Source organism: Kitasatospora sp. NPDC051702 (assembly GCF_040681575.1).
Taxonomy (GTDB): Bacteria; Actinomycetota; Actinomycetes; order Streptomycetales; family Streptomycetaceae; genus Kitasatospora.
Genome location: NZ_JBFAZB010000068.1, coordinates 1 through 14203, shown reverse-complemented (window position 1 = coordinate 14203; position 14203 = coordinate 1). Strand labels below are relative to the sequence as shown.

The 14203-nt window shown below is 75.6% G+C and carries 16 protein-coding genes; 10 read left to right on the top strand and 6 right to left on the bottom strand.

The window, feature by feature from the left end; genetic code table 11:
* Positions 1 to 167: 167 nt before the first annotated feature.
* The 6 genes from AB0N04_RS35805 (at position 168) to AB0N04_RS35780 (ending at position 5647) form a co-directional block, all read left to right on the top strand.
* The gene (locus AB0N04_RS35805) at positions 168 to 1436 is read left to right on the top strand and encodes a sensor histidine kinase (protein ID WP_360218611.1); all 1269 of its coding nucleotides are present in this window, start codon (positions 168 to 170) and stop codon (positions 1434 to 1436) included.
* Positions 1420 to 1833, top strand: a complete 414-nt coding sequence (locus AB0N04_RS35800) for a roadblock/LC7 domain-containing protein (RefSeq protein ID WP_360218537.1) — start codon at positions 1420 to 1422, stop codon at positions 1831 to 1833. Before AB0N04_RS35805 ends, AB0N04_RS35800 begins: the two co-directional genes overlap by 17 nt.
* Complete coding sequence (locus AB0N04_RS35795; protein WP_360218534.1) at positions 1830 to 2177, top strand: DUF742 domain-containing protein; 348 nt, start codon at positions 1830 to 1832, stop codon at positions 2175 to 2177. Before AB0N04_RS35800 ends, AB0N04_RS35795 begins: the two co-directional genes overlap by 4 nt.
* 70 nt (positions 2178 to 2247) lie before the next feature.
* Entirely contained in the window at positions 2248 to 2817 is a 570-nt protein-coding gene (locus AB0N04_RS35790) for an ATP/GTP-binding protein (protein ID WP_360218608.1), read from the top strand.
* Between the two features lie 1300 nt (positions 2818 to 4117).
* A complete protein-coding gene (locus tag AB0N04_RS35785) occupies positions 4118 to 5347 on the top strand; it encodes a cytochrome P450 (RefSeq protein WP_360218531.1) in 1230 nt (409 codons plus the stop codon).
* A 42-nt stretch (positions 5348 to 5389) separates the two neighbouring features.
* Positions 5390 to 5647: a hypothetical protein gene (locus tag AB0N04_RS35780; RefSeq protein WP_360218528.1), complete on the top strand. Its 258-nt coding sequence runs from the start codon at positions 5390 to 5392 to the stop codon at positions 5645 to 5647.
* Between the two features lie 102 nt (positions 5648 to 5749).
* Here AB0N04_RS35780 and AB0N04_RS35775 read toward each other — a convergent pair whose 3' ends face one another.
* Positions 5750 to 6571, bottom strand: coding sequence for an isocitrate lyase/phosphoenolpyruvate mutase family protein (locus tag AB0N04_RS35775; RefSeq protein WP_360218605.1), 822 nt, complete (start codon positions 6569 to 6571; stop codon positions 5750 to 5752).
* 20 nt (positions 6572 to 6591) lie between these two features.
* A complete protein-coding gene (locus AB0N04_RS35770; RefSeq protein ID WP_360218525.1) occupies positions 6592 to 7074 on the bottom strand; it encodes a carboxymuconolactone decarboxylase family protein in 483 nt (160 codons plus the stop codon).
* 194 nt (positions 7075 to 7268) lie between these two features.
* Here AB0N04_RS35770 and AB0N04_RS35765 point away from each other — a divergent pair, with 194 nt between their 5' ends.
* Together AB0N04_RS35765 and AB0N04_RS35760 are read left to right on the top strand one after the other, a co-directional pair.
* A complete protein-coding gene (locus tag AB0N04_RS35765; protein WP_360218522.1) occupies positions 7269 to 8072 on the top strand; it encodes an NRDE family protein in 804 nt (267 codons plus the stop codon).
* Between the two features lie 203 nt (positions 8073 to 8275).
* Entirely contained in the window at positions 8276 to 9196 is a 921-nt protein-coding gene (locus tag AB0N04_RS35760) for an undecaprenyl-diphosphate phosphatase (protein ID WP_360218519.1), read from the top strand.
* A 37-nt stretch (positions 9197 to 9233) separates the two neighbouring features.
* On the opposite strand, the gene AB0N04_RS35755 is transcribed toward AB0N04_RS35760, so the two are convergent.
* The 3 genes from AB0N04_RS35755 to sigJ all read right to left on the bottom strand — a co-directional run bounded on the left by AB0N04_RS35755 (position 9234) and on the right by sigJ (position 11778).
* The gene (locus tag AB0N04_RS35755; RefSeq protein WP_360218516.1) at positions 9234 to 9920 is read right to left on the bottom strand and encodes an alpha/beta hydrolase; all 687 of its coding nucleotides are present in this window, start codon (positions 9918 to 9920) and stop codon (positions 9234 to 9236) included.
* A gap of 73 nt (positions 9921 to 9993) precedes the next feature.
* Positions 9994 to 10782, bottom strand: a complete 789-nt coding sequence (locus tag AB0N04_RS35750) for an alpha/beta hydrolase (protein WP_360218513.1) — start codon at positions 10780 to 10782, stop codon at positions 9994 to 9996.
* A gap of 111 nt (positions 10783 to 10893) precedes the next feature.
* Positions 10894 to 11778 (bottom strand): RNA polymerase sigma factor SigJ, encoded by an 885-nt coding sequence (sigJ, locus tag AB0N04_RS35745; protein ID WP_360218510.1) that lies wholly within the window; start codon positions 11776 to 11778, stop codon positions 10894 to 10896.
* 68 nt (positions 11779 to 11846) lie between these two features.
* Between sigJ and AB0N04_RS35740 the strand changes: the two genes are divergently transcribed.
* Together AB0N04_RS35740 and AB0N04_RS35735 are read left to right on the top strand one after the other, a co-directional pair.
* The gene (locus tag AB0N04_RS35740; protein WP_360218507.1) at positions 11847 to 12311 is read left to right on the top strand and encodes a carboxymuconolactone decarboxylase family protein; all 465 of its coding nucleotides are present in this window, start codon (positions 11847 to 11849) and stop codon (positions 12309 to 12311) included.
* Positions 12312 to 12379: 68 nt separating this feature from the next.
* Positions 12380 to 13813, top strand: a complete 1434-nt coding sequence (locus AB0N04_RS35735) for a PLP-dependent aminotransferase family protein (protein WP_360218504.1) — start codon at positions 12380 to 12382, stop codon at positions 13811 to 13813.
* A 77-nt stretch (positions 13814 to 13890) separates the two neighbouring features.
* On the opposite strand, the gene AB0N04_RS35730 is transcribed toward AB0N04_RS35735, so the two are convergent.
* Positions 13891 to 14082 carry a DUF6126 family protein gene (locus tag AB0N04_RS35730; RefSeq protein ID WP_360218501.1) on the bottom strand — a complete coding sequence of 64 codons (192 nt, stop codon included), beginning with the start codon at positions 14080 to 14082 and terminating at the stop codon, positions 13891 to 13893.
* Positions 14083 to 14203: the final 121 nt, after the last annotated feature.

The following is a 14203-nucleotide window of genomic DNA, read 5'->3' as shown; positions in this document are numbered from 1 at the left end:
CGGCCCCACGAGCACCCGGGCGGGGCGAATCGTCCCCGGGCGCCCCGATCGCGTCCGAACGACGCCGGTTTGACGCCGTATTGACTGGATATTGACGAGATCCGGTCACTTGGCGAGATCCGTTCACACCTTCGTAGGATCATCACCCTAGAATTCGCCGCGTGACGATGACTCAGTGGTGCGCAACGGCAACCGGCGTGCTCGCCGTCCTCGCCCTCGTGGCCGCCGCGCGATACCGCGCCGTGTCCGTCACCCACCGCCGCCGCGCCGACCGGCTGCGGCGCGACCTCGCCCGGCTCCGGGAGGAGCTCGGCACCGAACTCTCCCGCCGCGGAGCCGACCTGGCCGCCGTCCAGCAGGAGCAGGAGCACACCGCCTCCACCCAGCGGGCCTTCCTCAGCGTGGCCCGCCGCATCCTCGTCATGGCCCACGACCAGCAGGCCCTGCTCGACGAGATGGAACGCACCCACGACGACCCGGCACTGCTGGAGGGCCTGCTCAAGGCGGACCACGCCGCGGCCCAACAGGCCAGGCTCGCCCAGACCCTGGCCGTCCTGTGCGGGGCCCGGGCCGGCCGCCACTGGCCCGAACCGGTCTCCCTGGAGGACGTCGTGCGCGGCGCCCAGTCGCGGATCCTGCCGTTCCAGCGGGTGGTCGTCCGCAGCCGGATCGAGACCGCCGTCGTCGGCGCCGCCGCCGAGGCCCTGATCCACGCCGTCGCCGAGCTGCTGGACAACGCCACCCGCTACTCCCCGCCCAGCACCCAGGTGTTCGTCACCCTGATGCCGGTGCACAACGGCGCCGTCATCGAGATCGACGACGGCGGCGTCGGCATGCCGGAGCAGGCCGTCGCCAAGGCCGCCGACGCCCTGGCCGGGGGCAGCACCCTGGAGGTCTCCCGGCTGGGCGAGGTGCCGCAGCTGGGCCTGGCCGCCGTCGGCCGCCTCGCCGAGCAGTACGGCTTCCGGGTCACCCTCAGCTCGGCGCCGTCCCCGTACGGCGGCGTCCGGGTCGTCGTGCTGCTGCCGAACGCCCTGCTCACCGAACCGCTGCCGCCCACCGTCCCCGGCCTCGGACCGGACGACCGGGCGTTCACCGCCGACCCCCGCCCGGCCGGCCACCCCGCCGACCACCCCCTGGTGGAGGCGCCGCCGGCCGGCCGACCCCCCGCAGCCGCGGACACCCCGCCGCCGCTGCCCCGCCGGAGCCACCGGCGCGACCGCGCCGCCCGCCCCGCCCAGCACGCCTCTCCCCCGCCCCCGCCCGCCCCGCCGCACCGCTCGGCCCGGGACGCGCAGGCGTTCATGGCGATGTTCCAGGCCGGCACCGCCAGCGGCCGATCGGCCGCCCGCGCCCAGGCCCAGCCCGACCCTTCCCTGCCCGCCTCCCCCCGACTTCCCCAGCGCTCCGGAGAGTTCCATGACCACCACCCCTGACCTCGGCTGGCTGCTCGCCGACATCGTCAACGTCCCGCAGGTCCAGCACGCCGTCGTCGTCTCCAACGACGGCCTGGAGATCGGGCGCAGCACGAACATCGCGCGGGAGGACGCCGAACGGCTCGCCGCCGCCTGCTCCGGGCTGCAGTCGCTGGCCCGCGGCGTCGCCGTCGGGTTCGGCGGGCCGGCCAGCGCCACCCGGCAGATCATCATCGAGTACGGCGGCGGCTACCTGTTCATCGTCGCCGCCGGTGCCGGGGCGCACCTGGCCGTGGTGACCGGCGAGGCCGTGGACGCCGGCCTGGTCGCGTACCAGATGCAGGTCCTGGTCGAGCGGATCGGCAGCCACCTCACCAGCCCGCCGCGCGTCGACCACGCGGCGGGGGGGCACCGGTGAGCGGGCCGGTCCGGCCCTACGTCATCACCGGCGGCCGCAGCCGGCCCACCCGGGCCGAGCTGGCCGTCGAGAGCCTGGTCAGCGCGTTAGCCGACCCGCCGGAGCTCCCCGAGCACGCACTGCTCAACCGGGAGCACCGGCGCATCCTGGCGCTCTGCCACAGCCTGCTGTCCATCGCCGAGGTGGCGGCCCACCTGGGGCTGCCGCTCGGCGTCGTCAAGGTCCTGGTCGGCGACCTCTGGGACCTCGGCGCCGTGCAGGTGCTCCCGCCCGTCCCGCAGGCCGAACGCCTGCCCGCAACCCTCCTGGAAGAGGTGCTCGTTGGCCTCCGCCAACTCCGCTGAAGCCGGGGCCGCCCCCGGGACGACCGGGGCCCACGGCTCCACCGACGGCCGGTCCGGCGGGCCGCGGTACCTGCCGCCCTCCGTCCAGGGCGCGGTCAAGATCCTGGTCACCGGCCCGTTCGGGGTCGGCAAGACCACGCTGGTCGGCTCGCTCAGCGAGATCACCCCGCTGCGCACCGAGGAGACCATGACCGCCGCCAGCAGCGGCGTGGACGACCTCACCGGGCGCGCCGGCAAGACCACCACCACGGTCGCGCTGGACTTCGGCCGGATCACGCTCAACCCGCGGCTCGCGCTGTACCTGTTCGGCACCCCCGGACAGCAGCGGTTCTGGCCGCTCTGGGACGACCTGTCGCGCGGCGCGCTCGGCGCCGTCGCGATGGTCGACCTGCGCCGCCCCGACGAGAGCTTCGACGTGCTCGGCCGCCTCGAGGAGCAGCGCATCCCCTTCGCCGTCGCGGTCAACACCTTCCCGGACACCCCGAGTTACCCCGAGGACGAGCTGCGCTCGGCGCTCGACCTGCTGCCGGACGTCCCGATCCTGTACTGCGACGCCCGCGACCGGCGGCAGTCCTACGACCTGCTGATCGACTTCGTCGACCACCTGCACCGCAGCTCGATCCTGGAGCTGCAGGGATGACCGCCCCCGATCCCGGCACCGCCTCCCCCGGCTGCCCGGTCGCGCACGGCGGCGGCCTGCCCGCCGGCGTCCCGCTGACCCCGCTGTACGGCCCCGCCGTCGCCGAGGACCCGCACGGCCTCTACGACCGGCTGCGCCGGCGCCACGGCCCCGTCGCCCCCATCGAGCTGGAGCCCGGGGTCGAGGCCTGGCTCGTCCTCGGCTACCCCGAGCTGCTCGAACTCACCCGCAACGAGGCGCTGTTCTCCAAGGACTCGCGCCGCTGGCGGGTGCCCGCCGAGGGCCGGCTGGCCGCCGACTCCCGGCTGCTGCCGATGACCTCCTGGCGCCCCACCCTGCTCAACCTGGACGGCGCCGAGCACCAGCGGCTGCGCGCCGCGGTCTCGGACACCCTCGCCCAGATCGACCACCGGAAGCTGCGCGAGACCACCGAGGCCTGCGCCAACGACCTCATCGACAGCTGGGGCCCGGACGGCACCGCCGACCTGATCTCCCAGTACGCCCGCCCGCTGCCGCTGCTGGTCTTCACCCAGCTGGTCGGCCTGCCGCGCGAGGCCGGGCCCCGACTGGTCGAGCTGATCAGCCACTTCGTGGACAGCGGCCCCGAGTCGGTGCGCGCCAGCGCCGAGTTCCAGGCGATCCTGGTCGACCTGGTCCGCCGCCGCCGCAGCGCCCCCAGCGCCGACCTGACCTCCTGGCTGCTCGCCCACCCGGCCGCGCTGACCGACGAGGAGGCCGTGCACCACCTGGTGGTGATGATGGTCGCGGGCAACGAGACCTCCATCAACTGGACCGGCAACACGCTGCGGCTGCTGCTCACCGACCGCCGCTTCCGGGCCACCCTCACCGGCGGGCGGCTCACCGTCTCCGACGCGCTGGAGGAGGTGCTCTGGCGCGACCCGCCGACGCAGAACTTCCCCGGCCGCTGGGCCACCGGGGACACCGTCCTCGGCGGCCAGTACATCAGCGCCGGCGACATGCTGGTGCTCGGCCTGGCCGCGGCCAACGCCGACCCGGCCGCCCAGGGCCTCGCCTCCGCCGCGCAGGGCTCGCTCGGCGGCAACCGGGCGCACCTCGCCTGGGGCGCCGGCCGGCACGTCTGCCCGGCCCAGCACCCCGCCCGGATCATCGTCGAGACCACCGTCGAGACGCTGCTGCACCGCCTGCCGGACCTCCAGCTCGCCGTCCCGCCCGCCGACCTGGCCTGGCGGCCGTCCCCGTGGTCCCGGGCCCTGCTCGGCCTGCCGGTGCTCTACAGCGCCTTCACCCCGCCCCGCCCGCCAGCCCCCGAGAGGCCCGCATGGACACCACCGTCGACGGCACCGCACCCGGCCGCGGAGCCGAGCCCGTCCGGCTCGACCCCTTCGGACGCGACCAGCACGCCGAGAACGCCCGGCTCCGGGCGGCCGGCCCCGCGGTCCTGGTGGAGCTCCCTGGCGGGGTGGTGGTCTGGGCGATAACCCACCACGACACCCTGCAGGCGCTGCTCGCCGACCCCCGGGTGGGCAAGAACGCCCAGCTCTGGACGACCTTCCGGGAGGGACGGCTGCCGCCGGGCTGGCCGCTGCTCAACTTCGTCACCGTGCCCGGCATGGTCACCGCCGACGGCGAGGACCACCGCCGGCTGCGCGGCCTGGTCAGCCAGGCCTTCACCCCGCGCCGGATCGCCGACCTGGCACCCGCGATCGAGGCCCGCACCGTCGCCCTGCTCGACGCCGTCGCCGAACTGGACGGCCCGTTCGACCTGCGCGAGCACTTCGCCTACCCGCTGCCGATGCAGGTGATCGGCGAACTGCTCGGCCTGGCGCTGGAGCAGCAGGACGCGCTGCACGAGCTGTCCGACACCCTGGTCTCCAGCTCCGCCACCCCGGAGGCCGCGATCGCCGCGCAGCAGGGCCTGTTCGCGCTGCTGGGCGCGGTGGTGGCGGCCAAGCGGGCCGAGCCCGGCGACGACCTGACCACCGACCTGATAGCCGCCCGCGAGAGCGGGGACCGGCTCAGCGAGGCCGAACTGGTCGGCACCCTGCTGCTGATGCTGGTCGCCGGGCACGAGACCACGCTCAACCTGATCACCAACGCCGTCCGGGCCCTGCTCGCCCACCCCGACCAGCTGCGCCTGGTGCTCGACGGCGAGCAGCCCTGGTCGGCGGTGGTCGAGGAGACGCTGCGCTACGACTCGCCGGTCGGCCAGTTCCCGCTGCGCTACGCGACCGAGGACATCGAGGTCGGGGACGTGGTGATCCGGCGCGGCGAGGCGCTGCTCGCCTCCTACGCGGCGGCCGGCCGGGACGCCGGGCACCACCCGGACGCCGACCGCTTCGACCTCACCCGGCAGCCCAACCGCCACCTCTCGCTCGGCCACGGCCCGCACTTCTGCCTCGGGTCCGGGTTGGCCCGGCTGGAGGCGGAGACCGCGCTGCGGCACCTGTTCGGGCGGTTCCCCGGGCTGGCCCTGGCCGAGGGCGCCGAGCCGGAGCCGATCACCTCGTTCGTCAGCAACAGCGTGCGGACCCTGAGGGTGACGGTCTGAGCCGTCCGGTTACCTGAGGCGGCCCGGGTCGTTCGGCAGTGCATGAAGAAACTCGCCACCCTGGCCGCCCTCACCATGGCGGGCCTCGCGCTCGCCGCACCGGCGGCGTCCGCCACCACCCAGACCGCGAGCTCCCCGGACGCCACCGGGGGCCTCACCGACGGCCTCAACCTCTCCCCGGCCGACCTCGCCATCCACGCCGCCGGCAAGCTGCCGGTGGTCGGGCACACCGCCCAGGAGGTGGAGGCCGTCGGCACCAACCAGATGAGCCACCCGGGCCTCAGCGGGCAGATCGGCTGACGCCGCCGGGCCGGCCGGGCGCCCCCGTCCGCCCGGCCGGCCCGCCGCCCGCGGGGTGCCGCCGTGGCCGGTCCGGCGGGATCCCGCCGGACCGGCCCCGTACTACGGGCGGTCCCTGGAGAGCTCGTTGAGTTCCGGGTAGGTCAGGCCCCCGTCGAGCGCGGCGTAGGTGCCCGTCCCGTACACCTCCTCGGCGGCCCGGCGGACCGCCGCGTACGCCGCCTTGAACAGGCCGGGGCCGAGGCTGATCCGGGCCACGCCGAGCTCCGCCAGTTCGGCGACCGACGGCGAGCCCGGTCCGGCCAGCACGTTCAGCGGGGCGGGCACCGCCGCGACCAGGGCCGCGATGGTGGCCCGGTCGGCCACGCCGGGCACGAAGACGCCGTCCGCGCCCGCCGCGACGTACGCCCGCAGCCGGCGCACCGCCTCGTCCAGCCGGCCCTCCGGTGCGCCCAGGCCGCGCAGGAAGACGTCGGTGCGCGCGTTGACGAAGGCCGGGACGCCCGCCGCGTCGGCGGCCGCCCGGGCGGCGGCGATCCGCTCGGCGGCGTCCTCGGCGGTGCGCTCCTCGTCCTCCAGGTTCACCCCGACCGCGCCGGTCGCCAGCAGGGCGGTGACGCTCCCGCCGACCCCGGCGGCCGTCTCCGCGTAGCCGGCCTCCAGGTCGGCGGTGACCGGCAGGCCGACCGCGCGGACCACCTGGGCGGTCCGCGCCAGCACCTCGTCCCGGTCGGCGCCGCCGCCGTCCGGGCTGCCCAGCGACCAGCAGACGCCCGCACTGGCCGTCGCCACCGCCCGGGCCCCGGCGGCGGCCACCAGCCGGGCGCTCGCCGCGTCCCAGGCGTTGGCCAGCACCAGCGGGTCGCCGGGGCGGTGCAGTTCCCGGAGCAGCCGGGCCTTCTCCTGCCGGTCCTTCGCGTCCACGGCGGTCACGTGCACGGTCCTCACTTCGCGGCCGGGCTGAGGCGGGTGGCCACGCCGATCCGGTTCCAGGCGTTGATGGTGGCGATCAGCGCGATCAGCTGGGCCAGCTCGGTCTCGTCGAACTGCGCGGCGGCCTCGTCGTACACCTCGTCCGGCACGTGGCCCGGGACCAGCATGGTGACCGACTCGGTGAGGGCCAGCGCGGCGCGCTCCCGGGCGGTGAACCAGGGGGTCTCGCGCCAGGCCGGGAGGGAGAGCAGGCGGTGGTCGCGCTCGCCGTTCTTCACGGCGTCGGTGGAGTGCATGTCGATGCAGAAGGCGCAGCCGTTGAGCATCGAGGCGTGCACCTTGACCAGCTCGGCGAGCACCGGGTCCAGACCCTGCCGGGAGGTGCGGTCCACGGCGGCCATGGCCCGGTAGAACTCGGGGGCCAGGGTCGGCAGGGAGAGGCGCGGGGCGGGAGCCGGGACGTAGGCGTCGGACGGGGTGTCGGTGGTCGTCATGACAGCCAGCCTAGGGAGCCGGTGGCCCGTTTCCCTGGTGCATTCGGGCTGCGGATCCTTGGGCCACTTCGGCCCGCCCGCCGGCCCCGCCGAGTCTGCCACGGACGGCCCGCGGCGGAGCGGGGTTCCGGCGTTCCGGTACGCGAACGGGCGTGCGAGGATCGCCGGTAGGACGAGGTCAGGGGGCCAGGATCGTGTGCACGGCGTTCGTCAGCATCGAGCCCGGGGCGGCGGTGCCGGTGCTGCTCCTCTCCGTCCGGGACGAGTACCTCGGGCGGGCCTGGCTGCCGCCGGACCACCACTGGCCGGACCGGCCCGGCCTGCTCGGCGGTCTGGACCTCGCGGCCGGCGGGACCTGGCTGGCCGCCGACCCCGAACGGCGCGTCGCCGCCTGCCTGTTGAACGGCTTCGGCCCGGCCGCCCCGGCCGGCACCCGGCGCTCCCGCGGCGTGCTGGCCCTCACCGCCGTCCAGGAGGGCGGCATCGGCCACCTCGACCTCACCCCCCACGACCCCTTCCACCTCGTCGTCGCCCGGCCGGACGGCGCCCGGGTCACCAGCTGGGGCGGCGGCCGGCTGGAGGAGCACGAGCTGCCGCCCGACCTCAGCGTGGTGCTCAACGACGGGCTGGAGGGCCTGTCAGCGAACCGGACCGCCTCCGAGCGGATCCGCGCGCTGATGGCCGCCCGCGCCGAGCACTTCCGGGCCCGCCTCGAGGCCGCGCCCCGACCGGAGCCGCACGGCGACGGCCCCGTCGAGCGGGCCTGGGGAGCGTGGCTGCCGATCGTCACCGGCGACGGGCTGCCGCTGGACGACGACGCCGCGCTGATCCAGCAGCGGGACTTCGGCGACGGCCGGATCTGGGGATCCTCCTCGATCTCCCTGCTCGCCCTCGGACCCGACCGGCTGCGCTACGACTTCGCCCCCGCGCCGGTGCCCGCCGGGGGCGGCGCGTGGCGCCGGGTGGCGCCCGGCCCGGACCGGCACGGCGGGTCCTGAGCGCCCCCCCTGCGCGCCGGTCCCCGACGGCACCCGACCCGAGCAGCACCCGACCCGAGCAGCGCCCCAGCGCCCGCTCCGGCCCGCGGTGTCGCGCAGACGTCCGCTCGGTGAACTTCTGGCGGCGGCCCTGCCGGGCGTCTACATGCCCGTAGTAGCTTCGCGGGGCTCCCCCGGATCAGACCCCCGAGCGAAGGTGCGCGATGTCCACCCTGACCTACCCCGAAGCGATAGGCGTCGGCCTGCTGCAGGGAGTGACGGAACTCTTCCCGGTCTCCAGCCTGGGCCACAGCATCCTGCTGCCCGCCCTCATCGGCGGGAGGATCCAGCAGGACCTCGACATGACCGCCGAGGGCTCCTCCTACCTCGCCGTGCTGGTCGGACTGCACCTGGCCACCGCGCTCGCCCTGGTGGTGTTCTTCCGCAGGGACTGGGTCCGGGTGATCAGCGGGTTCCTCAGCTCGGTCCGCCGCCGCAAGGTCTCCGACCGGGACGAGAAGCTCGCCTGGCTGCTGATCGTCTCCACCATCCCGGTCGGGGTGGCCGGCCTCGCCCTGGAGAAGGCGCTGCGGCACGCGCTCGGCAAGCCCGTCCCGGCCGCGGTCTTCCTCGCCCTCAACGGGCTCGTCCTGCTCGGCGCCGAGCGGCTCAAGCGCGGCGGCACCGGCCGCCGGCGGGCCGGGCGCGCCGCCCCGCCCGTCGAGGAGCCGGGGCTGGACCCGGCGATCGCCTCCGACCACCGGCTGGCCCGGCTCGGCTACGGCCAGGGCGCCTGGATCGGCGCCGCCCAGATCCTCGCGCTCTTCCCCGGCATCAGCCGCTCCGGCGTCACCATGAGCGCCGGCATCCTGCGCGGACTGCACCACGAGGACGCCGCCCGGTTCTCCTTCCTGCTCGCCACCCCCGTCATCCTGGCCGCGTCCGTGCTGAAGGTGCCCGAGCTGTTCAAGCCGGAGAACTCCGGCGTCCTCGGCCCGGTCGTCGCCGGCAGCGTCGCCGCCTTCGTCGCCGGTTACGTCTCGGTGCGCTTCCTCACCAAGTACTTCGAGACCCGCAGCCTGACGCCGTTCGCCGTCTACTGCTTCGTCGCCGGCGTCGGCAGCGCGGTCTACCTGTCCCTCTGAGCCGATCGCCCCGGGCTGCGATCGCCCCGCGCCGCGCTCACACCCGGGCCAGGACGCGGGCGAGTTCGACCGGCTGCGAGACCATCGGCCAGTGCCCGGTGTCCAGCTCCACCAGCCGCCAGCCGCCGCCCGCGACCAGCTCCACCACCACGGGCGGCGGCTCCGGCCAGTCCAGCAGGCACTTCACGTAGGTGGCGGGCAGCGCGGCCAACGGCCGCTCCAGCACGGCCGGTTCGGTCAGCGAGGAGCCCGGGTGCGGGGTCGCGCCGGCGACGATCCGGTCGATCTGCTCCGTCGTCAGCCCCTGCTCGGCGAACTCCGCCGCCGGCATCGGCGCCCAGAACCCGCCGTTCGCGGCGATCGCCGCCACCAGCGCGGGCGGCTCCGCGCCCTGGTCGGCGAAGGACTCGCCGTCCACCGGCACGTTGGCGTCCACGAAGACCACCCCGGTCAGCCGGTCGCCGATCCGCTCCGCGGCCTGCCCCACCGGGATGCCCGAGTAGCTGTGCCCGACCAGCACGACGTCCCGCAGGTCGAGCCGCTCCACCGCGGACACCACGTCCGCCACGTGCGTCTGCTGCCCGGCCGGCTCCCCGCGCCGCTCCGCCAGCCCGGACAGCGTCACCGGGTGCACCCCGTGCCCCGCCGCCCGCAGCTCCGCGCCGACCTCGTCCCACACCCACGCGCCGAGCCACGCCCCGGCCACGAGTACATAGTTCGCCATGCGCGGCACGGTAGCGGGTGGGTGCGACAGGGGCCGGCGGATCCCGCCGCCCGCCCGCCCGGGGCGGACCGGGTCAGAGGCTCGCGACCGCGGCCAGCACCACCTCGGCGACGGCGGCCGGCTGCTCGACCAGCACGGCGTGGCCGGCGTCCGGGACGGTCACCGTCGTCACCCGAGGGCAGGCCTCCAGGGCCGCGCGCTCGGCCGGCTGGAGGCCGATCTCGTCGTGGTCGCCGCGGACCACCCAGGCCGGCAGGCCGGTGCCGCAGAGCCGGTCGACGAGGGAGCCGTGCCGGTCCAGGTACTCGTAGTAGGCCCGGACGATCCGCCGGGCGGAACCCGCCTCGGTCAGACCGAGGTCGGCCGTCAGAGCGTCGGCCCGGTCCGGCGGCAGGCTGCCGCGCATCGTCCGGGGCAGTGTCCTGACCAGGGCGGCCCAGGCCGCCGCGCCGAGCCCGGGCACGTGCCCCACCTGGTCCATGACGGCCAGGAACCTCGCCTCGTCCCGCCGGGAGAAGGTCGGCGAGAGCAGCACCAGCGGCCCGGCGAACAGGCCGGCCCCGGCCGCCTCCAGGGCGACGTTGGCCCCCAGGCTGTGGCCCACCAGCACGTCGCAGCCGCGCTCGGCGGCGAAACCGGCCATCAGCCGGGCGTAGTTGTCCATCGACACGTCCGCGGGTGCGGCCGTCCCCCCGAAGCCGGGCTGGGTGACGGCCGTCAGCCGGATCCCGGCCGCGGCGAGCGACGGGTCGGCCAGCACGTCCTCGTACCAGACCGCGGAGCACATCCCGCCGGGGATCAGCACCACCCGGTGCCGGGCGTCGGCCGGACCGGCCTCCCGGACGTCCCAGTTCCCGTTCATGCGGCAGCGTTCTCGTTCATGCGGCAGAGTCTGGGCCCGGGGTCCGGCCCCGGCGGGGACAGTGCTCCGATCGGAGTGTGTCGGTCGCGCCGGGGCCGGACGGCCCGGCCGTCAGCCGGTGAGGCCGAGGGCGGCCAGCCGGGTCGGGTCGGTGAGGATGTCCAGCGCGGTGATCCGGCCGTCGTGGATGGTGAACGACATGACCGACAGCGCCCGGCCCCCGGCGAAGGAGACCACCCCGGGCGAGCCGTTGACCAGGACCGGACGGCCGTCGGCCGCGAAGCGGGCGAAGGTGATCGCCTGGGCGGCGACCTCGGCCGCACCGCGGCGCAGCACGCTCGGCACCAGCGTGCCGCCGTCGGAGCGGGCCACCACCTCCGGGTCGAGCACCGCGAGCAGCGCCTCGAAGTCCCCGCCGCGGGAGGCGGTCAGGAAGGCGTCCACCACCTCGCGCTTGCGCGCCGTGTCGGCGTCGGCGGCCGGGGTGGCGCCCTGGACGCGGCGGCGGGCGCGGCTGGCCAGCTGCCGGGTGGAGGCGCCGGTCCGGCCGAGGACCGGCGCGATCTCGTCGAAGGGCACGTCGAACATGTCGTGCAGGACGAAGGCCAGCCGCTCGGCCGGGGCGAGCGTCTCCAGCACGACCATCAGCGCTATGCCGACCGAGTCCGCCACCAGGATCTCGTTCACCGGGTCCAGCGTGGACAGCCCGCTGACCACCGGGTCCGGCAGCCGGACCTGTCCGTCCTGCTCGGGCAGCGGGTCCTCGCGACGGGAGGTGCGCGAGCGCAACTGGTCCAGACAGACCCGGCCGACGACGGTGGTGAGCCAGGCGCCGAGGTTGCGCACCCCCGTCACGTCGGTGCGGCTCATCTTCAGCCAGGCCTCCTGCACGGCGTCCTCCGCCTCGGCCACCGACCCAAGCATCCGGTAGGCCACGGAGCGGAGTTGGGGCCGCTCCGCCTCGAACCGCTCGGCCAGAAGAATTTCCTCGCCCATCTGTCACATCCTCGCGTCGGGATCCGTCGGTCCTGTGACGGACGCTAACCGACCACGAGGAGCAGACGATGACCACCGCTCGGATGAAGAACCCCGCCATGGTACTGCCCGAGGCCATGACCGGTATCCAGACCATCTACAAGGCGATGTACCAGGGGGGCGTCTCCCCGAAGGTGCTGGAGCTGGTGCACCTGCGGGCCAGTCAGATCAACGGCTGCAGCGCCTGCGTGTTCGCCGGCGTCACCGGCGCCAAGCAGCACGGCGAGACCGACGAGCGGCTGCACGCGGTCGCCGCGTGGCGGGAGGCGCCGTTCTTCTCCGACGAGGAGCGCGCCGCCCTCGAACTCACCGAGTCGGCCACCCGGATCGCCGACCGCTCGGGCCGGGCCGTCCCGCAGGACGTCTGGGACGCCGCCGCCGACCACTTCGACGAGGAGCAGCTCTCCGCGATCATCCTGATGATCGCGCTGACCAACTTCTTCAACCGCATCAACACCACCATCGAGGAGCCGGCCGGCGCCACCTGGAGCTGACCCCGGGCCGCGGGGCCGCCGCGCGATAATCGGGACGGACCGCGACCGCCCCGGACAGAACGGCCCCCATGAGCAGCTCCTGGACCTCCTTCGGCGGCGACCTGCACCTGGACCTCACCGAGCGGCGGGCCGCCGGTGCCGGGTTGCGGGTCGCCCTGGAGGACGCCCTGCGCGAGGCCGTCCAGGACGGGCGCCTCGGACCGGGCACCCGGCTGCCGTCCTCGCGGGCCCTCGGCGAGGACCTCGGTATCGCCCGGAACACCGTCGTCGAGGCGTACGGACAGCTCACCGCGGAGGGCTGGCTCACGTCCCGGCAGGGGTCCGGCACCACCGTCGCCCGGCGCGCCGCACCGCGCCCCGGGCGGCGGAGCACCCGGCCGTCGGCGCGGGGCCGGAGCGTCCGGCACGACCTGTCGGCGGGCCGGCCCGACCTCTCGCTGTTCCCCCGCACCGCCTGGCTCGCCGCGGCCCGCCGGGCCCTGGCCACCGCACCGCACGACGCCTTCGGCTACGGCGGGCCGCTCGGCCGGATCGAGCTGCGGCAGGCACTCTGCGACTACCTGGCCCGGGTCCGCGGGGTCCGCACCGACCCCGACCACCTGCTGATCTGCACGGGCGTCACCCAGGGCCTGGGCCTGCTCGGCGCGGCCCTGCGGGAGCGCGGCGCCCGCGGCATCGCGGTCGAGGGGTACGGCCTGCCCCCGCAGCACGCCGTCCTACGGGCCGCCGGGCTGAGCACCGTCGCACTGCCGCTGGACGGGGCGGGCGCCCGGGTCGAACGGCTCGACGGGCTCGACTCCCGGTGCGGCGCCGTGCTGCTCACCCCCGCGCACCAGTACCCGACCGGCTCGGCGCTGGCCGCCGACCGCCGGGCCGCCGCCGTCCGCTGGGCGCGCGAGCGGGACCGGTACGTCGTCGAGGACGACTACGACGGCGAGTTCCGCTACGACCGGCAGCCGGTCGGCGCGATGCAGGCGCTCGACCCGGAGCGGGTGGTGTACGCGGGCACGGCCGCCAAGAGCCTCGCGCCGGGCCTGCGGCTGGCCTGGCTCGCCCTGCCGGACGCGCTGGTCGAGCCGGTGGCCCGGCTGAAGGCGCTGGCCGACACGATGTCCCCGGTGCTCGACCAGCTGATCCTCGCCGAGCTGATCACCTCCGGGACGTACGACCGGCACGTGCGGCGCTGCCGGCTGCACTACCGGCGGCGGCGGGACCAGCTGGTCGCCGCCCTGGCGGAGCACGCCCCGCGGGTGCGGGTCACCGGCATCGCCGCCGGACTGCACGCCGTCCTGGAGCTGCCGCCGGGTTCGCCGTCCGAGGCGGAGCTGCGGGCCCGGGCCGAGGCCGCCGGGCTGGCCCTGGGGACGCTGTCCTGGCACCTCGCCGACCGGGCCGTCGGCGAGGGCGCCGCGCCGGCCCTGGTGATCGGCTACGCGGCCCCGCCCGAGCACGCCTACCCGGCGGCGCTGGCCGCGCTCTGCGAGCTGCTGCGCGAGCGGTGAGCCCGGCCGGGCCGGGCCGGTGCCGCCGGACGGGCGGTGCGGCGGGCCGCCGGAGGTCACCGACGGCCCGGGGCGGGTCACTTGTTGCGGCTGCCGAGCTCGAACAGCAGCATGATGAAGCCGGCGAAGACGTGGATGCCCGCGGTGTAGATCACCAGGCGGAGGTAGACCCGCTTGTTGGCCCACTTCCCGGCGTCCATCGTCTTCGGGCCGGCCGCGGTGTCCGCCGCGGCGGTCGGCTTGGCGGCGGTGCTGGTGGGATCGGCCATGGGGATCTCCTCCGGTTCCTGACGGTGGGAAGCTCCTATAGATCGTCAAGCGGTCTGTGGGAGCGATTCAGTGGTTTGGATCGTGCGGGGTAGGTGGCGGTAGATCTCGCGGGCGACGAAT